Origin of the sequence: Bradyrhizobium cajani, assembly GCF_009759665.1 — a bacterium.
GTDB classification, from domain to species: domain Bacteria; phylum Pseudomonadota; class Alphaproteobacteria; order Rhizobiales; family Xanthobacteraceae; genus Bradyrhizobium; species Bradyrhizobium cajani.
Window position 1 is genome coordinate 122,110 of sequence record NZ_WQNE01000004.1, and the last position, 22,379, is coordinate 144,488.

Annotated in this window: 17 protein-coding genes; 11 read left to right on the top strand and 6 right to left on the bottom strand. The window is 64.6% G+C overall.

Going from position 1 to position 22,379, the window contains the following annotated elements; genetic code table 11:
- Positions 1-49: 49 nt before the first annotated feature.
- Complete coding sequence (locus GPL20_RS07535) at positions 50-337, top strand: hypothetical protein (RefSeq protein WP_157328972.1); 288 nt, start codon at positions 50-52, stop codon at positions 335-337.
- 137 nt (positions 338-474) lie between these two features.
- On the opposite strand, the gene GPL20_RS07540 is transcribed toward GPL20_RS07535, so the two are convergent.
- Genes GPL20_RS07540 through GPL20_RS07550 form a run of 3 tightly spaced genes read right to left on the bottom strand, consistent with a single transcriptional unit; the run spans position 475 to position 6,231 of the window.
- On the bottom strand, positions 475-3,954 hold the full coding sequence (locus GPL20_RS07540) for an error-prone DNA polymerase (RefSeq protein ID WP_157328973.1): 3,480 nt from the start codon (positions 3,952-3,954) through the stop codon (positions 475-477).
- Positions 3,951-5,546, bottom strand: a complete 1,596-nt coding sequence (locus GPL20_RS07545) for a Y-family DNA polymerase (protein WP_167532936.1) — start codon at positions 5,544-5,546, stop codon at positions 3,951-3,953. The genes GPL20_RS07540 and GPL20_RS07545 overlap by 4 nt, the downstream gene beginning before the upstream one ends.
- Positions 5,443-6,231 carry an ImuA family protein gene (locus GPL20_RS07550; protein ID WP_157328974.1) on the bottom strand — a complete coding sequence of 263 codons (789 nt, stop codon included), beginning with the start codon at positions 6,229-6,231 and terminating at the stop codon, positions 5,443-5,445. The genes GPL20_RS07545 and GPL20_RS07550 overlap by 104 nt, the downstream gene beginning before the upstream one ends.
- A gap of 167 nt (positions 6,232-6,398) precedes the next feature.
- Between GPL20_RS07550 and GPL20_RS07555 the strand changes: the two genes are divergently transcribed.
- On the top strand, positions 6,399-7,790 hold the full coding sequence (locus GPL20_RS07555) for a UdgX family uracil-DNA binding protein (RefSeq protein ID WP_157328975.1): 1,392 nt from the start codon (positions 6,399-6,401) through the stop codon (positions 7,788-7,790).
- A gap of 98 nt (positions 7,791-7,888) precedes the next feature.
- Complete coding sequence (locus GPL20_RS07560) at positions 7,889-9,514, top strand: inorganic phosphate transporter (protein ID WP_157328976.1); 1,626 nt, start codon at positions 7,889-7,891, stop codon at positions 9,512-9,514.
- Positions 9,515-9,587: 73 nt separating this feature from the next.
- Here GPL20_RS07560 and GPL20_RS07565 read toward each other — a convergent pair whose 3' ends face one another.
- On the bottom strand, positions 9,588-10,760 hold the full coding sequence (locus GPL20_RS07565; protein ID WP_157328977.1) for a M20 aminoacylase family protein: 1,173 nt from the start codon (positions 10,758-10,760) through the stop codon (positions 9,588-9,590).
- Between the two features lie 206 nt (positions 10,761-10,966).
- Here GPL20_RS07565 and GPL20_RS07570 point away from each other — a divergent pair, with 206 nt between their 5' ends.
- From GPL20_RS07570 to GPL20_RS07595, 6 genes are all read left to right on the top strand, one after another.
- Positions 10,967-12,586 carry a GMC family oxidoreductase gene (locus tag GPL20_RS07570; protein ID WP_157328978.1) on the top strand — a complete coding sequence of 540 codons (1,620 nt, stop codon included), beginning with the start codon at positions 10,967-10,969 and terminating at the stop codon, positions 12,584-12,586.
- Between the two features lie 3 nt (positions 12,587-12,589).
- A complete protein-coding gene (locus tag GPL20_RS07575) occupies positions 12,590-13,276 on the top strand; it encodes a DUF4336 domain-containing protein (protein ID WP_157328979.1) in 687 nt (228 codons plus the stop codon).
- A gap of 109 nt (positions 13,277-13,385) precedes the next feature.
- The gene (locus GPL20_RS07580; protein WP_157328980.1) at positions 13,386-14,330 is read left to right on the top strand and encodes a metallophosphoesterase family protein; all 945 of its coding nucleotides are present in this window, start codon (positions 13,386-13,388) and stop codon (positions 14,328-14,330) included.
- 24 nt (positions 14,331-14,354) lie between these two features.
- A complete protein-coding gene (locus GPL20_RS07585; RefSeq protein WP_157328981.1) occupies positions 14,355-14,690 on the top strand; it encodes a cupredoxin domain-containing protein in 336 nt (111 codons plus the stop codon).
- A 124-nt stretch (positions 14,691-14,814) separates the two neighbouring features.
- Positions 14,815-15,363, top strand: coding sequence for a sigma-70 family RNA polymerase sigma factor (locus tag GPL20_RS07590; protein ID WP_167532937.1), 549 nt, complete (start codon positions 14,815-14,817; stop codon positions 15,361-15,363).
- On the top strand, positions 15,360-16,127 hold the full coding sequence (locus GPL20_RS07595; protein ID WP_157328982.1) for an anti-sigma factor family protein: 768 nt from the start codon (positions 15,360-15,362) through the stop codon (positions 16,125-16,127). The genes GPL20_RS07590 and GPL20_RS07595 overlap by 4 nt, the downstream gene beginning before the upstream one ends.
- Before the next feature lie 121 nt (positions 16,128-16,248).
- Here GPL20_RS07595 and hpnO read toward each other — a convergent pair whose 3' ends face one another.
- The gene (gene hpnO / locus GPL20_RS07600; RefSeq protein ID WP_157328983.1) at positions 16,249-17,640 is read right to left on the bottom strand and encodes an aminobacteriohopanetriol synthase HpnO; all 1,392 of its coding nucleotides are present in this window, start codon (positions 17,638-17,640) and stop codon (positions 16,249-16,251) included.
- A gap of 141 nt (positions 17,641-17,781) precedes the next feature.
- On the opposite strand from hpnO, the gene GPL20_RS07605 reads away from it, so the two are divergent.
- Complete coding sequence (locus GPL20_RS07605) at positions 17,782-18,423, top strand: DUF2147 domain-containing protein (protein WP_167532938.1); 642 nt, start codon at positions 17,782-17,784, stop codon at positions 18,421-18,423.
- Here the strand turns inward: GPL20_RS07605 and hpnN are convergent.
- Positions 18,391-20,979 carry a hopanoid transporter HpnN gene (hpnN, locus tag GPL20_RS07610; protein ID WP_254126083.1) on the bottom strand — a complete coding sequence of 863 codons (2,589 nt, stop codon included), beginning with the start codon at positions 20,977-20,979 and terminating at the stop codon, positions 18,391-18,393. The two genes, GPL20_RS07605 and hpnN, sit on opposite strands and share 33 nt — an antisense overlap.
- 463 nt (positions 20,980-21,442) lie before the next feature.
- On the opposite strand from hpnN, the gene ispH reads away from it, so the two are divergent.
- Entirely contained in the window at positions 21,443-22,369 is a 927-nt protein-coding gene (gene ispH / locus GPL20_RS07615; RefSeq protein WP_157328985.1) for a 4-hydroxy-3-methylbut-2-enyl diphosphate reductase, read from the top strand.
- Positions 22,370-22,379: the final 10 nt, after the last annotated feature.

Sequence of the window (22,379 nt, forward strand, 5' to 3'; positions counted from 1 at the left end):
CGGATCATGCTCTAATTTTCACCATCCCACGATCGCAGAAAGGATTGCAATGGCCGCCATCGATCCCCTCACCGCGGGCGCCGTGTTCATCGCAACAGCAGCCACCGACGCGGTCTATGTGATGTTCACCTCCGCCGTGATCGGGCGCAAGCGCATCCCGGCGGCGAACTGGAGCGCGATCTGGTACCTGCTCTCCTCCTACGCGGTGATCAGCTACACCGATAACCCCTTTTATGTCGCCTTCGCCGCGATCGGCTCCTGGGCCGGCGCCTACGCCTCGCTGACCTTCCTGCACCGCCCGCCCGGCGGCCCGCCGGTGGGGGCGGCACCGGAGTGAGGGAGCGCGCCTCTCTCTCTGCGTGTCATTGCGAGGAGCTCTTGCGACGAAGCAATCCAGGCTATTTCTGCGGATGCATTTCTGGATTGCTTCGCTGCGCTCGCAATGACGGTGCGGCGATATCCTATGTCACGATCTCAATGAAAATCCCGCGACGGCGGCAGGATGCGGACGTTGCGAGGGTGGCGGATTTTTTGCGCCGGCATATCCGCGTGGGCGCGGGGGTCGTCGTTGAGCGGTTTGATCAGGTCGGCGCCTGACGGCACCGGATGCTTGCGGCTCAGGGCATCGTTGGCAAGGCCAATCAGATCGTGCGAGCGGTCGACCATGCGTTGCGCGATCAGATGCGTCACCATCTCCGGGCTGCTCTGGATATAGCCTTCGACCAGGATGAGGCGCGCGCCCATCACCTCTTTCCGGTACTGCTCCATGATCTTGGGCCAGACCACGACATTGGCGATGCCGGTTTCGTCCTCCAGCGTCATGAACACGACGCCGCTGGCGCTGCCCGGCCGCTGCCGCACCAAGACCACGCCGGCGCAGCGAACGCGGCGCCGCTCGTTCTCATGGCTGATATCCTTGCAGGCGACCACGCGCTCGCGCGAAAACATCTCGCGCAAAAATTCCATCGGGTGGCCCTTCAGCGACAGGCGGATGGTCTGGTAGTCCGCGACCACCTGCTCGGCGCGCGGCATCACCGGCAGCGGTTGTGCGCCTTCGTCCGGTTGCTCGCGCGCGGTGGCCGCCTCGAACAGCGGCAGCGGCACATCGTCGGGCAGCCGCCGCACCTGCCACAGCGCCTCGCGGCGGTCGAGCCCGAGCGAGCGGAACGCGTCGGCGTCCGCCAGCAGGATCAGCGCGCGCTTGGGCAGCCCGGTATCGCGAGCGAAGTCTTCCAGCGAGGTGAAGGGCCGCCGATTGCGCGCGGCGACGATGCGGTCGGCCCAGTCTTGGGTTTTCTCCGTATTATCCCGAACCACCTCCACATTGTCATTCCGGGGCGCGCCTCTTGGCGCGAGCCCGGAATCCATACTCCCGATCGTGGTTATGGATTCCGGGCCTGCGCCTAACGGCGCATCCCGGAATGACAGCTGAGAATGTTTCAGCCTCTCCTCATCTTCATCGAGCCAATGGAAACCGTCAATCTGGCGAAAGCCCAGGCGCACGGCGCAATATTTGCCGGTCCCCTCCTCCAGCGTGTTCTGCGCAAAGCTGTAGGACACGTCGATGTCGCGCACCTCGACGCCGTTCTTGCGGGCATCGCCGACGATCTGCGCCGGGGCGTAAAAGCCCATCGGCTGCGAGTTCAGCAGGCCGCAACAAAACGCATCGGGATGGTAATGCTTCAGCCATGACGAGATGTAGACGAGCTGGGCAAAACTCGCGGCATGGCTCTCCGGAAAACCGTAGGAGCCAAAACCCTTGATCTGGTCAAAGCAGCTTCTGGCGAAATCGGGATCGTAGCCGCGCGCGACCATGTTGCCGATCAGCTTGTCCTCGTATTTGCCGATCGTGCCGACGTTGCGGAAGGTCGCCATCGAGCGGCGCAGGCCGTTGGCTTCCTCTGAGGTGAATTTTGCCGCCTCGATCGCGATGCGCATCGCCTGCTCCTGGAACAGGGGCACGCCCATCGTCTTGTGCAGAACCTTGTAGAGCTCATCCTTGTCGCCGTGCTCGGGGGACGGCGATGGATAGCTCACTTTCTCCTGGCCGTTCCGCCGCCGCAAATAGGGATGCACCATGTCGCCCTGGATCGGCCCCGGACGCACGATCGCAACCTCGATGACGAGATCGTAGAACGTCCGCGGCTTCAGGCGCGGCAGCATGTTCATCTGGGCGCGGCTCTCGACCTGGAACACGCCAAGCGACTCCCCGGCGCACAGCATGTCGTAAACCCTGGGATCGTCCTGCGGGACGCTCGCCAGCACAAAACGCTCGCCCTTGTGCTGATCGATCAGATCAAAACATTTCCTGATGCAGGTCAGCATGCCCAGCGCGAGCACGTCGACCTTCATCATGCTGAGCGCGTCGACGTCATCCTTGTCCCATTCGATGAAGGTGCGATCGTCCATCGCGGCGTTGCCGATCGGCACGTAGGTGTCGAGCCGGTCCTGGGTCAGCACGTAGCCGCCGACATGCTGGGAGAGATGACGCGGGAATTCGATCAGCTCGGTCGCAAGCTCCACCGCAAGATTGATCATGGGATTGTTGGGATCGAGCCCGGCCTGCCTGACCTGCATGTCGTTGAGGCCCTTGCCCCAGCTACCCCAGACGGTGTCGGCGAGCGCGGCGGTGACGTCCTCGGTCAGGCCCAGCGCCTTGCCGACGTCGCGGATGGCGCTGCGCGGACGATAGTGGATGACGGTGGCGATGATCGCGGCGCGATGACGGCCGTAGCGGCGATAGACATATTGCATCACCTCCTCGCGCCGCGAATGCTCGAAATCGACGTCGATGTCGGGCGGCTCCAGCCGCTCCTTGGAGATGAAGCGCTCGAACAGGAGATCGACCTTGGTCGGGTCGACCGAGGTGATGCCGAGCACGTAACAGACGGCCGAATTCGCCGCCGATCCCCGCCCCTGGCACAGGATGTTCTGGCTGCGCGCATAATGCACGATGTCGTGCACGGTGAGGAAATAATGCGCGTATTTCAGCTCGGCGATCAGCGCGAGCTCCTTCTTGAGCGTCGCGCGCAATTTGTCGTCGATCCTGCCGCCGAAATATTTGTCGACGCCCGCCCAGGTGAGATCCTCCAGATGTCCTTGCGCGGTCTTGCCCGGCGGCACCGGCTCGTCCGGATATTGGTATTTGAGCAGGTCGAGCGAGAAGGTGATGCGATCTGCAAAGCGCATGGTTTCCGCGATCGCCTCAGGGAAATCGCGGAACAGCCGCGACATCTCGCGGGGCGTCTTCAGAAAGCGCTCGGCATTGGCCTCAAGTCTCCGTCCGACCGCCTCGATCGTGGTCTTTTCCCGGATGCAGGTCAGCACGTCTTGAAGCGGGCGGCGGGCGGGATCGTGATAGAGCACCTCGTTGGTCGCGAGCAGCGGGACCTTTGCCCTCGTCGCGAGATCATCGAGCCGCGCCAGGCGGCGCCGGTCGTCGCCGCGATAGAGCAGGCTCGCCGCCAGCCACACGCCTTCGGCGCGGTTGTCCCTGAGCTTTGCCAGAACATCCAGCGTTTGCTCCGGATCGAAGCGATGCGGCAGCGTCAGAACCAGGAGCTGGCCTTCCGCAAATTCGAGCAGATCGGCGAAGGTGAGACGGCATTCGCCTTTCTCGATCCGCGTGATGTCGTCGCCGCGCTTGCCCCTGGTGAGGAGCTGGCAGAGCCGGCCATAGGCCGAGCGGTCGCGCGGATAGACCAGGATATCGGGCGTGCCGTCGATGAAGACGATACGCGCGCCGATCAGGAGCTTCGGCTTGTGCAGCACCTTTTCATTGTCGAGCTCCTTGTAGGCGCGCACCACGCCGGCGAGCGTGTTGTGATCGGCAATGCCGATCGCGGGGATGCTGAGGATGCTGGCCTGATGCACATAGGCGCGTGGATCCGAGCCGCCGCGCAGGAAGGAGAAGTTGGTGGTGATGCCGATCTCGGCATAGGCAGGCGTGTTCATGCGAAGAGACCATGCACATACCAGTTGGGAGAAACCGGCTTGCCTTCATCGTCGAACACCTCCCCCTCATAGAGACCGTCGCGAAAGATCCAGAAGCGCAGTCCCTCGGCATCCTCGATGCGGAAATAATCCCGCGTGAGCTGCTTGCCGTCCTGCCGCCACCATTCCATCGCGATGCGCTCGGGTCCCTCCACCCGCACCACGGCATGCAGCGCGCGGCGCCAGGTGAATTGATGCGGCGGACCGTCAGGCACGGTCGCGAACGGCACCTTGATCGGCTCCGGTCTGTCGAACAGCCGCAAGGGGCGCAGCGGCGGCTCGCTCTCGGCGCGTGCCGGCCATTCGGCCTGCATGGCGGCGGCGAGATGGTGCTGGGCAGGTGCGGCCAGCATCGCACATTCAGGGATGTGAGTGTCCTGCGGCAGATGCACGACGACGCGCTTTCCGCCGATGCGCGCGGCAATGCGGTCGAGCAGCGCGGCAAGCTCGTCATTGTCGTGGACATGGGCGTCGAGATCGCGTTGCTCCTGCACCACGATCTCGGTGCGGCTCGCCGACAGGCGCACCATGTCGAAGCCGAAGCCGGGATCCAGCGGATCGGCGAGCGCATCGAGCCGCTCGCGGAACAGGCGGTCGATCACGGCGCTTCGCGTCACCGGCCGCCCGGTCTCGACCATGATCGTACGCACCACGCCGTCGGTGCGGAAGAAGGCGGCTTCCAGGCGCCGCGCGCCCTTGCCTTGCTTCTCCATGGACGCGATCAACGTCTCGGCCAGCCGCGACAGCGTCATCGCGATCATGGTGTCGGTCGCGATCGGCTCGGCGAAGCGCTTCTCCACGATGTAATCGGGCAGCGGTTTGCGTGGATTGATCGGCGCATCGCCCTGCCCCAGCGCATGCGCGAGCAGCGTGGAGAATCGCGCGCCGAACCGCGCCGTGATCTCATGGGAGCTGCGCAATGCAACATCGCCGATGGTCTTCAGGCCAGCGCGGCGCAGACCGGTGGTGATGGCCTCCCCCGCGCCGAGCGCCGACACCGGAAACCGGCTGATCGCCTCTGCTTCCCCGCCATCGGCAACGATGGTACCTGTGGCCTGCCGCGTCAGCGTGCGTGCGCAGACCGAGGTGCCGGCGATCGCCGCGCTGACGGAAAAGCCCTGGCGAGCGAGCGCGCGGACCAATGTCCGCAACAACGCGGCCTCCCCGCCGAACAGATGCGCGCAGCCGGTGATGTCCAGGAACAAGCCGTGCGGCGCATCGAGCGCCACCAGCGGCGTGAAGCGGTCGCACCAGTCGGCGACATCGCTGAGCGTCTTCACATCGGCGACGGTATCGGCGTCGAACACCCGCAAGTCCGGGCACATCGCCCGGGCATTGGCCAAGGGCTGGCCGATGTACAGGCCGAGGCGCTCGGCGGCCTCGTCCAGCGCATGGATCACTAGCGCATTGTTGTCCTTGATGACGACGATGCTCGGCTCATTATTATTTTTACCCTGCCCGGCGCTGCCAAGAAACCGCTGGATCCGGTCGATGGGCAGGCGCGGCAGCCACAGGCTGAGGATACGTCGACGGCTCACTGAACTGGCACTCATCACAATTCCATTCCATGATCCACCGGCCACACAGGCCATGACGATTGCGCAAGAGCTCGGCATCGAAGCGCGGCGCGCCCCAGACACTCCACACTGGTCCCGGCGGCGAATGTGCCGCGCGCAGCATCCATCTGGTCTCGGCAGTCGACGGCAAGGGTTGCGCGGCCATGCGCAGCAGCAGCCCGGTGACGCCGGAAGATTGCGCCGCGAGCGTCAGCTTGCGGCTCGCCACGAGATCGAACTGCCTGGTCTCGCCCCAGAGCTCGAGCACGACGGCGCCCAGCGCATCGCAGGCGAGCGCATCGGCCGAGGTGCGCAGCGCGCTCTCGACATCGGCGGCGCGCACCATCACCACGCGGCGCGGATCGAGGCCGAGCTCGGCGAGCCCGCTCATCGACAGCGCGCCCGTCTCGATCTCTGAAAAATCCTGCCGCACCCACAACAGCGGCTTCCGCGCCGTCACGCGCCCCGCGAGCCCGGTGACAAAACCCGTTGCGGCGGCGCCCTGACGCCCCTCGCAAAACACCTCATGGATCGCCGCGCGCGCGAGCCCGCCCTTCAGCGCGCCGTCGGCCTCGCCGTGGCCAAGCGCGACGCGATCGCGCTGATGCACGACCTCCGCAGTCTCGATGCGCTCGATCTGGCCGCGCAAGATCGCAAGCGCGCTTCCACGTGCGCCGCTCATGCTCGCCGCTCCTTCAGGGGTGATTGCCGGTGGCTCTCGAAAAGAGAACCAACGGCTGGCTCATTTGTTCATGGTATGTTCTAATATAAAGCTAACGGCGCCAGAAGAGTCAACCGAATTGGCGCGTGTTCGGATTCATGAGCGGAATCAATAGGATTCAAGGTGCCATGTACCTCATCACCCTTGACAGCCAGACCGATTTCGACGGCTGGCGCAAAGCCGCCCGCACGCTCGCGCTGCATCACGTCGCACCAGCGGATGTGACGTGGGGCGTGCAAGGCCAGCTGAACGGAGAGACGCCAGCCGGGCTGTCGGAAGCGCCAAGCCTTCCGCCGGTCGAGATCGAGAGCACCTTCAACGTGCCAGCCGATTTCATCGCGCTTGCACGCGTCACAATCCTGCATCGCGATGACGACCGCTTTGCGCTGCTTTATCGCCTGCTGTCCCGGTTGAAAGCCGATCACGATCTTCTGGAAAGGATGAGCGATCCCGACGTGGCGCTGGCTGCCGCGATGGCCAGCAGCGTGCATCGCGATGCCCAGCGCATGCGCGATGTCGTGCGCTTTCGCGAGATCGGCCGCGAGCAGAAGGCGCATTACGCAGCCTGGTTCGAGCCGGAGCATTACATCGTCGCATTCGCCGCGCCGTTTTTTATACGCCGCTTTGCCGACATGCCCTGGTCAATCCTCACGCCTGATGTCTGCGCGCATTGGGACGGTCACGCGATCTCGTTCACGCCCGGCGTCAGCCGGACGGAGAGGCCCGAGCCTGGCCGCCTGGAGGAAACCTGGCGCCGCCATTTCGAGCCGGAGCGGCCGCGAGCGTCGGCAACGCGCCGAAGGAACCTCTCGGAAGCCTCGATACTTGAACCCTTGCTCACCGATGCCGAACGCTGGACCGGCGGACGGATCGCTCCACGTCCGGAGGCTCCCATGCCCCGCAAGACCTCAGCCGCCGACGATCTCGAAGCGCTCCGCGAGGAAGCCGCGCACTGCCGCGCCTGCCCGCTCTACAAGGACGCAACGCAGACCGTGTTCGGCGAGGGTCCGAAGTCCGCCAATATCATGCTGGTCGGTGAGCAGCCCGGGGACAAGGAAGATCTCGCCGGCCATCCCTTCGTCGGTCCGGCCGGCCAGATGCTCGACCGTGCGCTGGAGGAGGCCGGCGTCGACCGCAAGAAGGTCTATGTCACCAACGCGGTCAAGCACTTCAAATTCGTGCCGCGCGGAAAGATCCGCCTGCACCAGAAGCCGGCGACGCCGGAGATCCGGGCGTGCCGGCAATGGTATGAACGGGAAGTTTCGGCAATCCAGCCCGATCTGATCGTGGCGATGGGCGCGACCGCGGCGCAGAGCGTGTTCGGCAAGATCACTCCCATCGGCAAGACCCGCGGCCGGCTCATTGACCTTCCCGACGGGCGCAAGGCTCTGGTGACGGTGCATCCATCCTATCTGCTGCGGCTGCCTGATCCTGAAGCCAAGGCGCTGGAATATCAGCGCTTTGTCGAAGACCTGAAGATCGCCGCCGGCTTGCAGAGGAAAGCGGCGCGCGCCGCCTAAACACAGGTAGGAAAACGGTTTTCACGCCTCGGTTGTCATCCGGCCTTCAAATCAATCACGGACAATAGCCCTTCCAAAAAGTTAAGGGGCGTCCAAACATGACCGATGTAGCATTCGATCGCGCGGTAGGCGATCCAACTGTCCAGCCGGCCTCCCGGCCCAATCTCGACAAGGGTTTCAACCCGCTGACGATGATCCTGTTCTTCGGCGTCCTCGCCGCGGGCCTGCTGTTCGTCGCCTACAGCATCTATATCGACGTCAACGCGACCGGCGCCAAGGCCACGACCTTCCTGCCCTACATCCTCTTGTTCGTCGCGCTCCTGATCGCGCTCGGCTTCGAATTCGTCAACGGCTTCCACGACACCGCCAACGCGGTGGCCACCGTGATCTACACGCATTCACTGCCGGCCGAAGTCGCGGTGATGTGGTCCGGCTTCTTCAACTTCCTCGGCGTGCTCCTGTCCTCCGGCGCAGTCGCCTTCGGCATCGTCTCGCTGCTGCCGGTCGAGCTGATCCTTCAGGTCGGCTCGAGCGCCGGCTTCGCCATGGTGTTCGCGCTGCTGATCGCCGCGATCATCTGGAATCTCGGCACCTGGTTCTTCGGCCTGCCCGCCTCCTCCTCGCACACGCTGATCGGGTCGATCATCGGCGTCGGCGTCGCCAACGCCGTCATGCGCGGCCGCGACGGCACCTCTGGCGTGGACTGGACCAAGGCGACCGAAATCGGCTATGCGCTGCTGCTGTCGCCGCTGTTCGGCTTCATCTGCGCCGCCACGCTGCTGCTGCTGCTCAAGTTCATCGTGCGCAACCCCGCCCTCTATGCTGCGCCCGAAGGCAACAAGGCCCCGCCGCTCTGGATCCGCGGCCTGCTGATCGCAACCTGCACCGGCGTCAGCTTCGCGCACGGTTCGAACGACGGCCAGAAGGGCATGGGCCTGATCATGCTGATCCTGATCGGCACCGTTCCGACCGCCTACGCGCTCAACCGTGCGCTGCCGGAATCCCAGGTCGCCCAGTTCCAGAAGACCTCCGAGGCCGCCTCCAAGGTGATCTCGGCCAAGGGCGCCGGCCACAGCATCATCGGCGATCCCCGCCCGGCGGTGACACAGTACATCGCGCTCCGCCACATCAACGAGGGCACCTATCCCTCGCTGGCGGTGCTGGTGAAGGACGTCGGCGACCAGGTTGCGAAGTACGGCTCGCTCAACAAGGTGCCGGCGGAAGCCGTCGGCAACACCCGCAACGACATGTACCTGACCTCGGAAGCGATCCGCTTCCTGATGAAGGACAAGGAGAACGACCTCAACAAGGAAGAGGTCGCAACCCTCAACGCCTACAAGGGCTCGCTCGACTCCGCCACCAAGTTCATTCCAACCTGGGTGAAGATCGCAGTGGCGATCGCGCTCGGCCTCGGCACCATGGTCGGCTGGAAGCGCATCGTCATCACGGTGGGCGAGAAGATCGGCAAGAGCCACCTGACCTACGCGCAGGGCGCCTCGGCCGAGCTCGTGGCCGCCGCGACCATCGGCGCCGCCGACGTGTTCGGCCTCCCGGTCTCGACCACCCACGTGCTGTCGTCCGGCGTTGCCGGCACCATGGCCGCGAACGGTTCGGGCCTGCAATGGTCGACCATCCGCAACCTGCTGATGGCCTGGGTGCTGACGCTGCCCTGCGCGATCATGCTGTCGGCCACGCTTTATGTGATCTTCGCGCGGATCTTCTGAGCGATCACACCTCTCAAAGACAAAGGGCCCGTGCACGATGCACGGGCCCTTTTCCGTTCCAGCTCGGCAAGCCTTACGACGCCGCCAGCTGCTCCTCGACCAGCTTGACCCAGTAGGACGTGCCGAAGACGATCGCCTCGTCGTTGAAATTGTAGGCGGGATGATGCAGGCCGGCGCTGTCGCCGTTGCCGCAGAAGATGAAGGCGCCGGGCCGCGCTTCCAGCATATAGGCAAAGTCCTCGCCGCCCATCAGCGGCGGCATCTCGTGCACGTTGGGGTCGCCCGCGACCTGCCTGGCGATGCGTCGCGCCACCTCGGTCTCGGCGGCGTGGTTGTTCACGACGGGATAATTGCGCTTGTAGTGCAGATCGATCCTGGCGCCGGTGATCTGCGCCACGCCCGCCACCACTTCGTGCACCCGCTTCTCGACGAGCTTGCGCACTTCGGGAGACAGCGTGCGGATGGTGCCCTTCAGCGTCGCGGTCTGCGGAATGACGTTGCGCGCATTGCCGGCATGGAATTCGCAGATCGAGATCACGGCGGAGTCCAGCGGATCGACGCTGCGCGCCACGATCGATTGCAGCGCCGTGATGACTTGTGCGCCGACCAGCACGGAATCGATGCATTTGTGCGGTCGGGCGGCATGGCCGCCGACGCCCTCGATCATGATGTCGACCTCATCGGTCGCCGCCATGATCGGACCCGGCCGGATCGCGAACGAGCCGACCGGGATGCCCGGGCCGTTGTGCATGCCATAGACCTGCTCGATGCCGAAGCGCTCCATCAGGCCGTCCTTGACCATGGCCGCACCGCCGGCCCCGCCCTCTTCAGCGGGCTGGAAGATCACCACGGCATCGCCGGCGAAGTTGCGGGTCTCGGCAAGATAGCGCGCGGCGCCAAGCAGCATCGCGGTATGACCGTCATGGCCGCAAGCGTGCATCTTGCCCGGATTCTTCGAGGCGTAAGGCAGGTTGGTCTGCTCCTCGACCGGCAGAGCGTCCATGTCGGCACGCAGGCCGATCACCTTGAGCCCCTCGCCGGCCGGCTTGTTGCCCTTGATCACGCCGACCACACCAGTCTGGCCAAGGCCCGTCACGACCTCGTCGCACCCGAACTCGCGCAGGCGGTCCGCGACGAATGCTGCGGTGCGGTGAACGTCATACAGCAGCTCGGGGTGCTGGTGGATGTCCCGCCGCCAGGCCTGGATATCGGGTTGAAGGTCGGCGACACGGTTCACGATGGGCATGGAGGGGTCTCGAGCTTTGTTGGGAATACAGGACTGTCTACCATGCAAGCGCCAGTCCACCTACCTCCCGCGGATCGAGGATGGCCCTGTCCTCTCGTCATGGCCGGGGTCGAAGCCAGCTTGTCTTGGCCGTCCACGTCCGACTATTAGGACAGAAAGCGCGTGGATGCCCGGGACTACCCCGGGCTTGTTTGGGTGGACGCAGAATGCCAAGACGGCTCGAGGGTGAGTTTGACTACATTGTCGTCGGAGCCGGCACCGCGGGCTGCATCCTCGCCAACCGGCTGTCGGCCGATGCAGGGAATCGCGTCCTCATCCTCGAGGCCGGCGGCGACGACAACTGGATCTGGTTCCACATTCCGGTCGGCTACCTCTTCGCGATCGGCAATCCGCGCTCCGACTGGATGTTCAAGACCGAGGCCGAGCCCGGCCTGAACGGCCGCGCGCTGGCCTATCCCCGCGGCAAGGTGATCGGCGGCTGCTCGGCGATCAACGCCATGATTTCGATGCGCGGCCAGGCCGCCGATTACGACCACTGGCGCCAGCTCGGCATGACCGGCTGGGGTTATGACGACGTGCTGCCGCTGTTCAAGCGGCTGGAGGATCACTTCCTGGGCGCAAGCGAGCATCACGGCACAGGCGGCGGCTGGCGCATCGAGGCGCCGCGGCTGTCGTGGGACGTTCTCGACGCCGTCGGCGACGCCGCCGAGGAGATGGGCATCAAGCGCATCCCGGATTTCAACACCGGCGACAACGAAGGCACCAGCTATTTCCACGTCAACCAGAAGCGCGGCCGGCGCTGGTCGTCGGCGCGCGGCTTCCTCAAGCCCGCGCTGAACCGCCCCAATCTGCGGCTCGAGAAGCACGTGCTGGTCGACCGTCTCATCATCGAGCAGGGTCGCGCCGTCGGCGTGCGGTTCATCCAGAACGGCGAGATCATCGAGGCGCGCGCAAAGCGCGAGGTAATCCTCTCGGCCGGCTCGATCGGCTCGGTGCAGGTGCTGCATCGCTCCGGCATCGGCCCCGCCGACTGGCTGTCGCCGCTCGGCATCGACATCGTGATGGACAAGCCCGGCGTCGGCCGCAACCTTCAGGACCATCTCCAGCAGCGGGCCATCTACAAGGTCGAGGGCGTGCGCACGCTGAACGAGACCTATTACAACCTGTTCCGCCGCGGCCTGATGGGCCTCGATTACGCCTTCCGCCGCCGCGGGCCGCTGACCATGGCGCCGTCGCAGCTCGGCATCTTCACCCGCTCCGACGCCACGCGCGCGCGCGCCAATATCCAGTTCCATGTGCAGCCGTTGTCGCTGGACAAGTTCGGCGATCCCCTGCACCGCTTCCCCGCAATCACCGTCAGCGCGTGCAATCTCCAGCCGACCTCGCGTGGCACGGTGCGGCTGCGCTCTGCGACACCCGACGAGAAGCCGATCATCGCGCCGAATTATCTGTCGACCGACGACGACCGCCAGGTCGGCGCCGATGCCATCCGTACCACCCGCCGCCTGATGCAGCAGAAGGCGCTGGCAAAGTACCGCCCGACTGAATACCTGCCCGGTCCCTCCGTCGGCGACGACGATGCCTCGCTCGCGAAGGCCGCCGGCGACATCGGCACCACCATCTTCCATCCCGTCGGCACGGCAAAGATGGGCGCGGCGAATGATCCGATGGCCGTGGTCGACGAACGCCTGCGCTTCTATGGCCTCTCGGGCCTGCGTATCGTCGACGCCTCGATCATGCCGACGATCACATCGGGCAACACCAACACGCCGACCGCGATGATCGCCGAGAAGGGGGCGACGATGATTTTGGCGGATGCGAGGTAGACGATGCTGACGGAGTTCGGTCGCGATATCTGGATTTCGGATGGCCCCCACGTCTCCGTCGCTGGATTTCACTATCCCACCCGAATGGCCGTCATCAGACTTTTGGACGGAAGCCTCTTCGTCTGGTCGCCGACCATGATCACGGAGAGCCTGCGAACGGCGGTCGATGCCATCGGCGAAGTCCGGCACATTGTTGCACCCAATTCGCTTCATCATCTCTTTCTTCCCGAATGGAAGCGCGTCTACCCAAAAGCCAGGCTCTACGCGCCTCCCGGCCTGAGAAAGAAGCGGGCCGACATCGGCTTCGACGCCGATCTCGGCGACACACCGAGCCCTGATTGGGCCGGAGAGATTGATCAGGTTCCGATGCGCGGCAACCTGATCACGACGGAAGTGGTGTTCTTTCACGCCAGCAGCGGGACCGCGCTCTTCACCGATCTCCTTCAGCAGATTCCGCCGCACTTGCTCTCGGGATGGCGCGCCGTCGTTGCGAAGCTCGATCGGATGACCGGGCCTGAGCCGTCGGTGCCGCACAAATTCCGGATCGCGTTCGCCAACCGCCGGCCAGCGCGAGAAGCACTCGCGCGCATTCTCGCATGGCCCGCTGAAAAGGTGCTGATGGCGCACGGCACGCCGGTCGAGACGGATGCGCCTGCATTCCTGCGCCGAGCATTCGGGTGGCTGACCTGAGGCTACGTCTGCCAGACATCTCACGAAATCGTCATCCCATCCAGGAATAAACCCACCTCTCCCCCGATCACCTCCCCGAGCCCAATTCAGGGCGAAGTGGAGATGCGCGATGAGCGGACATGATCACGGGAACGACGGCGTCAGCCGCCGCAAGGTGCTCGAATGCATGACCTGGGCCGGCACCGGGGTGCTCTGGACCATCACGGGCGGCGTGCCGCGCTCGCTTGGAATCATTGATTCCGCCGAGGCCGCGACCGCGGCCGCACCCGGCATGACCTTCCTCCAGATCAGCGACAGCCACGTCGGATTCGACAAGCCGGCCAATCCCAACGCGCTCGGCACGCTGGAGGAAGCCGTGGCCAAGATCAACGCGATGCCGGCAAAGCCGTCCTTCATGATCCATACCGGCGACATCACCCATCTGTCGAAGGCTGCCGAGTTCGACAATGCCGAGCGCATCATCTCGCAGACCAAGCTGGACGTGCACTACGTTCCCGGCGAGCACGACTTCATCGACGAAGAGGTGAAGCTCTATCGCGAGCGATATGGCCGCGGCACCAAAGGCCACGGCTGGTATTCGTTCGACGCCGGCGGCGTGCATTTCATCGGCCTCGTCAATGTCGTCGACCTCAAGGCCGGCGGCCTCGGCAATCTCGGCGCCGAGCAGCTCGAATGGCTGGAGGACGATTTGCGCGGAAAGTCGAAATCGACGCCGATCGTGCTGTTCGCTCACATCCCGCTGTGGACGGTCTACCCGCAATGGGGCTGGGGCACCGAGGATGGCGGCCGCGCGCTGGAATATGTGAAGGGCTTCGGCTCGGTCACCGTGCTCAACGGCCACATCCACCAGGTGATGCAGAAGGTCGAGGGCAACGTCACCTTCCACACCGCGCGCTCGACCGCCTTCCCGCAGCCGGCGCCGGGGACCGCCGCCTCGCCCGGACCGATGAAGGTCGAGGATGCAAAACTGCGCTCCATGCTTGGCGTTGCCAGCGTCAACTTCAAGCAGAACGAGCAGCGGCTCGCGATCATCGATACGCCGCTCCAGGGTTGATTCAAGGCCGAACGGACGCTGACAATGAAGAGATTCAATCGCCGCGACTTCGGTGTCGACTTCGGTCTCGCTTTGGCCGCGGCCATCCTGTTGCCCGCCACAACCGTCCGCGCCGACGACACGGCGGTGCATATCGACAATTTCGTCTTCCAGCCGGCCGAGCTCAAGATCAAGGTCGGCACCACCGTAACCTGGACCAACCGGGACGACATCCCGCACACGATCGTTTCGGCCGGCAAGTTCAGGTCCAAGACGCTGGACACCGACGACAAGTTCTCGTTCACCTTCACCAATGCGGGCGACTACAAGTATTTTTGTTCGTTGCACCCGCACATGACGGGGATGATCAAGGTTGAGTAACATCTCGAACCAAGGCATCCCTGTCTTGCCCGGCCGGTGGTTCCACGCCGGCCCGGCGAGCGCGCATTCGATCGCGCACGCGGACGAAACGAAGCAAAGAGATCAAGAGGCAAAGCGAGGAGCGATGCCCGCCAACGACGATGTGCAGAGGGCGCAGCGTTTCCGCGAAGCGGCGCTGCCCCATCTCGACGACGTCTACACGCTCGCGCGCTATCTCTTGCGCGACGCCTCCGACGCCGAGGACGCGGTGCAGGAGTGTTATCTGCGCGCGCTGAAGCATTTCGACAGCTATCGCGGGCCGGCGATGAAGCCCTGGCTGTTCGCGATCCTGCGCAACGTCTGCAACGCCGAATATGCGCGACGCGCGCATTCGCACAGCGCGATCGAGGATACGCCCGGTGCCGCCGCGCAGACGCCGATATGGCAGGAAAGCGAGGCGAGCCCGGAGACCGAAGTGCTGCGCAGCCGCGATGCCGGCGCGATCCGGAAGCTGGTCGACGCGCTCGCCGAACCATTCCGGGAGACGTTCGTGCTGCGGGAGATCAACAATCTGTCCTATCGTGAAATCGCGGAGGCCGTCGGCGCGCCCGTCGGCACCGTGATGTCCCGCCTCGCCCGCGCCCGCGCCATGCTGCGCGCGGCCTGGACGGCGGAAGAGGAGCGCTCGAAATGACCTGCGACGAAGCAAGGATCCTGCTTCACGCGCTGCTCGACGGCGAGCTCGACGCCGGCCATGCGCGCGAGGTCGAAGCCCACATCGCGAGCTGCCCGGCCTGCGCCGCGGAGCTCGCCGCGCAACGCGAGATGAAGCACGTGCTCACCGAGACCAATCTGCGCTACACCGCGCCCGCAAGCCTGCGTGCCCGGATCGAGGCCTCGCTGCCGGAGCCGCAGCGCCAGCAACCGACGCGACGCGCCTTGCTGCGCGGTTTTGCGATGGGCTCGGCGGTCTCCGCGCTTGCCGCTTCAGGCGTCGTCGCCGTGGTGCTGCGCCAGGACGACCAGCAGCGCATCCTGTCGGAGGTCGTCTCCGCGCATCTGCGCTCGCTCCAGGCCGGCCACCTCACCGACGTGGTCTCGACCGACCGGCACACGGTGAAACCCTGGTTCAACGGCAAGCTCGACGTCGCCCCACCCGTGATCGACCTCACCGCACAAGGTTTTACGCTGGTCGGCGGCCGGCTCGACTATATCGACGCCCGCGCCATCGGCGCCGTCGTCTACCGGCGCCGGCAGCACGTCATCAATTTGTTTGTCGCGCAGACATCGAGCACAGAGCACCGGTCACCGAAGACCCAGACCATGCAGGGCTTCAACTGCCGCCGCTGGGGCGAGCGCGGCCTGAACTTCTGGGCCGTCAGCGATCTCGGCGCCGACGAGCTCGCCGAGTTCGTCGACAAGTTCGAGGCGACGATGAAGGCGAATGTGGAGGGGTGACGGCCTCCGCCGTCATTGCGAGGAGCGAAGCGACGAAGCAATCCAGATTGCCTCCTCGGAGACAGTCTGGATTGCTTCGCTTCGCTCGCAATGACGATTACCGAGACGACCCGGCAAGATATTACGCCGACCTTCGCACCGCGTTGTCCACCAGCGTCTTGCCGAGCGACCAGATCGCGCCGGGGACCTTGTGGCTGCCGGCGATGACGTCGTCGAAGGCGCGCTCGATCCAGTTGCAGTCTTCTTCGGTGATAGTAAGCGGCGGCAGCAGCTTGATGGTGTGGCTGCCGTGGCCGGCGACCTGGGTCAGGATCTTGTGATCCTTGAACAGCGGCACGGTGATGAGCTGGCAGAACAGGCCCTTGTTGGCGGCCTCCAGCACGTTCCAGGAGGCCTTGAGTCGCAGCGACTTCGGCGGGCCGAACTCGACGCCGATCATCAGGCCCTTGCCGCGCACTTCCTTCATCAGCTCGTAGCCGGGCACCATGCGCGTCAGCGCGAGGCGCAGCTCGGCGCCACGCTTGGCGGCGGACTCGATCAGCTTCTCGGACTCCATGACATCGAGCGTGGCGATGCCCGCGGCCATCGCCAGGTCGTTCTTGGAGAAGGTGGAGCCGTGCACCACCGCACGATCCATCTGGTTGAAGATCTTGTCGAAGATGCCCTTGCGCGTCAGCACCGCGCCGACCGGCACGTGACCGCCGGACAGCGACTTCGACAGCAGCACCATGTCGGGCTCGACGTTCCAGTGCTCGACCGCGAGGAAGCGGCCGGTACGGCCCATGCCGGTCTGGATCTCGTCGGCGACGAACAGCGTGCCGTATTTCTTGCAGAGCGCCGCCGCCCCCGGCAGGAACTCGTCGGTGGGCATGTTGACGCCCTTGCCCTGGATCGGCTCGACGACGAAGGCCGCGACCTCGCGCGAGGCCAGTGCCTTCTCGAGCGCGGCGAGATCGTTGAACGGGATCGAGGTGCAGCCCGGCAGCAGCGGCTCGAAGCCGGTGCGGAAATTCGAATCACCCGTCAGCGACAGCGCGCCATAGGTCAGGCCGTGGTAGCCGTGGGCGCAATAGACGATGCCGGGACGGCCGGTGGCGCCGCGCGCGAATTTGATCGCGGCCTCGACGCATTCGGCGCCGGAATTGGCGAAGAATGCCTTGTCGAGATAGGGAACATATTTCAGGAGCCGTTCGGCGAGCACGCCGGCGAGCGTCGAGACGTCGAACTGGACGAGGTTGGGCAGGTCGGCATCGAGCACGCTCTTGAGCGCCTCGCGCATGACAGGATGATTGCGCCCGATCGCGAACACGCCAAAGCCGGACAACAGGTCGAGATAGCGCGCGCCCTCGCGATCGTAGAGGTACTGCCCCTGCCCCTTCTGGAAGCCGACGTCGTAGCCAATCGTCTTGAGAACGCGGACGAATTGCTCGTTCAGATACCGATTATGCAGGGCGCTGCGCTGGGCCTGACGGTCCGCGAACAGCTGAGACATGTCTGGATTTGGACTGTGCATCCGCTACATACTTCGGTTGAGGGCCGTCTCGTCAACTGAAAACGGACCGTTGCTGGAAACGGTCTGTGCGGCCTTTTGCCCTTTTTCGGACCATCTTCGCAAGCACAGCTTTAAACCATGTTGCACTGCCAAGGAACACTCATGCGTTTGGCCCTTTACACCGGAATAATACTGGCTGGCGGTTACACCTGCCTGACCCCTGCGCTCGCCGCCGACCCGACCGGCGACTGGCGGGTTGCCGACGGCGTCGCCAACATCCGCGTCGCCCAATGCAACGGCAGCATGTGGGGCGCGGTTTCCTGGGAGAAGCAGCCCGGCGGGCGCGACCAGAACAATCCGGATGTGTCAAAAAAGAACAGGCCGACGCTGGGCATGCCGACCCTGATCGACATGAAGAAGAAGTCCGGCGTCGATCAATGGGAAGGCCAAGTCTACAACGCCCAGGACGGCCAGACCTACAGCGCGACCATCACTCCGATCGGGACCGATCAGCTCGAAATCAAGGGCTGCGTGATGGGCTTCCTCTGCGGCGGCGAGACCTGGACCCGGGTTGGCCCCCCGATCCCCCTGAGCACTGCGAACGCCATGGCCAAGGGCGGCGCGCCGAAACCCGCCGGCGCGGCGCCGAAAACCCAGGGAGCTCAGGCAACGACGGGAGCGACAGCGCCTGCACCTGCACCCGCTCCGAAGACCGCCGCTGCGGCCAAGCCCGGTCAGAAGGGCGTCGCCGACCAGGTCGGCGACATCTGCCTACTCCCTGAGATTGCGGGGTTTGCCCATTAGGGCCGGCTGGAACAGCAGCACCGCGGCAAGCGTCGTCACCAGCGAGAGCGCGAGCAGCTTGCCCATGCTGGACGTGCCGGGATGGCTCGACAGCCACAGGCTGCCGAACGCGGTTGCCGTCGTCAGCGCGCTGAAGAAGATCGCACGCGTGAGGCTGGTCTGAAGCAGGTTTGTCCTGCCCGACCGCCAGGCCACGACATAATAGATCTTGAAGGCGACGCCGACGCCGAGCAGCAGCGGGAACGCGACGATGTTGGCGAAGTTGAGCGGCAGGCCGATCAACACGCAGATCTCGAGCGTCACCGCGCCGGCAACCAGGAGCGGCACCAGCGTCATCAGCACGTCCACGAACCGCCGCAGCGTGATCCACAGGAGCAGGCCGATCACCAGCAGCGCATAGATGCCGGCGTGGATGAACGCCTTCACCACGGTGTCGCCGGATTTCAGGATCGAGACCGGCCCGCCGATCGCGGTCGGCTCGGCCGCCAGCACCGCAGCGGCGAACTTGCGCAGCGTGTCGTTGTCATTGGGGTCGCCCTTCGGCAATGCCTCGACGCGGATGACGCCGTCCTTGCTCTTCCAGGCGCTGACGAGATCCGGCGGCAATGATTTCAGGGTGACCGGCTCGGCCTGCAACGCGTTCCTGAGCTGATCGAACACGATCTTCATCGGCGTGACGAACACGTCCTGCGCCTTGTTGCGCGTCGCCTCGTCGGCCTTGGCGAGCTTTTCGAGCGCGTCGGCAAGCCGGCGCGAGGCGACGGCGCCGGCGCCCTTCGCATCGCCCGCGGTCCGGCGCAGATTGTCGACCGAGGATTTCAGCGATTCGACGTTTTCCTGATCGGACGGCGCCGCATCGATCTGGTCGGGATTGAGCGCGGGGTTCAGCACCTTTGCGCCCTGCGCGATCAGCTTCAGCTTCGGCTGCTGGTCATCCGGCACGAAGCTGTCGAGCGACATCACCCGCAGCACCTCCGGGACCTTCTCGAGCCTCGCCTGGACCTGCCTCGCCTGCTCCTCGGACGTGGTCATCACGTTGATGGCATTGGCGCCGGTGTTCGGGTCCTTGCGCAGGTCGAGGAAGGTCGCGATCGATTCGGCGTGCGGGTTGCGCAGGTTCATCGGGTTGAAGTCGAACTTCATGAAGTAGAGCAGCGGCAGGCCACCGAGCGCCAGCAGCAGCGTGCCGCCCACGATCAGCACGCGATGCTTCTCCAGGAAGTGATCGAGCGGCGCCAGGAAGGCGTAGCCCACCGGCTCCATCTCGCCGGGCGGGTTCAGAAGCTTGAGCAGCGCGGGCAGCACGGTGATCGAGGAGAGGAACGCCACCAACATGCCGACGCCGGCGATCTGGCCGAGTTCCGCGATGCCTTTGTAATCGGTCGGCATGAAGCAGAGGAAGCCGGCAGCGGTCGCCATCGCCGCGAGCGACAGCGGCACCGCCGAGCGCTTCGCCGCCAGCACCAGCGCGCCCGACAGGTCGTTGTGCTTGTAGCGCTCCGAGCGGTAGCGGACGCTGTACTGGATGCCGAAATCGACGCCGAGGCCGACGAACAGCACGGCGAAAGCGATCGACAGCAGGTTGAACGAGCCGACCATCATCAGGCCGGCGGCAGTCGTGATCGCAAGCCCGACAAAGAGATTGACGAACACGGCGAAGATGATCTTCGCCGAATGCAGCGCCAGCCACAGGATGAGCAGCACGACGAGGACAGTGCCGACGCCGTTGACGACGGCGCCTTCCTGGACGGTCGCGTATTCCTCGTTCGCGATCGGGACCGGGCCGGTCAGCCGCACCCGCGCCTGGTATTTGTTCGGGAAGTCCAGATCCGCTGCGGCCTTGCGGATCGCGTCGGTGGCGCCCTTGCCGGGCTCGAGCGCGTTGTAGTCGAGGATCGGCTTGAATTCGATGAACGCGCGCTTGTCCGAATCCTTCAGCGGCTCGTCGCTGACGAGCTCGCGCCAGGAGAAGCTCGCATTGCCCTTGTTGAGCACGGTCTCGACCGTCTGCGCGATCAGGTTGAACGGCCGATCGGTATTGTCGAGCTTGACCTGGCCGCGCTTGACGCCGGCAAGTCCCGTCTCCAGCGCGCCGGTGAGGCCGCGGATCGACGGGTCGCCCGCCATGATCTCGATCAGGGGAGCTGCGGCTTCGAACTGGCCGGTGGCCTTTGCGACCTCCTCGGTCGGCAGGAACAGGAGGCCGTTCTTCTCGAAGAACTCGCCACTGCCGAGCTGCTGCATCGACTGGAAATTGGTCTTGTCGTCCCTCAGCTTGGCATAGAGCGCATCGGCCGCCGCGCTCGCCATCTCGGGCGTCCTCGCCTCGACGACCGCAAGAATCGTCGCGTCGCGGTCGAAGGAGCGATCGAACTGCTGGTCGCGCTGGCGCCAGTCCAGCTTCTGGGAAATCAGCGAATTGATGTCGGTGTTGATGGCGAAGTGGCGCGCAGCGTAATAACCCGCGCCCACCGCCAGCAGGAGCCCGAGAACGACGACAAGGGAGGCAAACCGGGTGCAGGCCCTGACGATGGCAACGACTACGCTTTGCAGCACATCTATTCTTTCTGGTGTTAACAGCTTGCCGGAAACGCCGGCTGTTTATCGGAGTTCCCGAGCGAAACCTATTGCTGTTTTGAGTGGTTCTCACCGCAAGAAGGTTCGAGGGTAAACGGCGACAGACCGTGGCGAAATCATGCGGGCGGTTGGTATAGCCGGGGAGTTGAGGCGGGAAAGTGACGAAGGAGTGAGCACAAATGTCGCCATTTTACTCACGGAAATGACTGCACTATAATACCTCAAACTGGGGAACTCGGAACCCGAGTTTCATTCGACCTTCCCTTGCTGCCGATTTTTTGACACAAAGTGCTGTGCCTCCATGCGCCGAGGCCCAGTTTGGGGTTGGCGGTTACCGCGTGCGCGAAAACCAATGGTGCGGATATTGCAACCCATTGGCCAGTATCGAGGTGCCGCCGAGGACAATTGAGCGGATTGGTGCAACTTGCGTGATGGGCGTCCGATGGAAGTTTATCTAGCGCAGCCGCGCGGCTTCTGCGCCGGCGTGGTGCGTGCGATCGAGATCGTGGAACGGGCGCTGGAGAAGTACGGCCCGCCCGTCTACGTGCGCCACGAGATCGTGCACAACAAATATGTCGTCGAGACCCTGAAGAACAAAGGCGCGGTCTTTGTCGAGGAATTGTCCGAGGTGCCGCCGAAATCGGTAACGGTTTTCAGCGCTCATGGGGTCGCCCGGAGCGTCGAGGAAGAGGCCGCCGCGCGCGACCTTCCGGTGCTCAATGCCACCTGCCCGCTGGTCACGAAAGTTCACAATCAGGGGAAGCGCTACATCACCAAGGGCCGCACGCTGATCCTGATCGGCCATGCCGGCCACCCCGAGGTCGAGGGCACGATGGGCCAGGTTCCAGGTCCCGTGCTGCTGGTCCAAAGCGTTGAGGAGGTTAAGGCCCTGACGCTGCCGGCAGATACGCCAGTGGCCTACATCACCCAGACCACCCTGTCGGTCGACGACACCAGGGACATCATTGCGGCCCTCCAGGCCCGCTTTACAGATATTCAAGGCCCGGATATCCGGGATATCTGCTATGCGACACAGAACCGCCAATCTGCGGTAAGGGACTTGAGCAAGCTGGTCGACGTGATCTTGGTGGTGGGCGCTGCCAATAGCTCGAATTCGAACCGGCTCCGCGAAATCGGCACTGAGGCCGGCGTCGCGAGTTATCTGATTGCCGATGGCAGCGAGCTCAATCCGGAGTGGTTGAAGGGTGCCAGGACCGTCGGCGTCACGGCCGGCGCTTCGGCGCCCGAGGTGCTCGTGGATGACGTGATCGAAGCGATGCGGCGGATCGGACCGGTGAAGGTCCAGGTGCTGCCGGGCCGCGAGGAAAACATCGAATTCAGGCTTCCGGCCGAACTGGCTGCGAGCTGACCTACCCCGA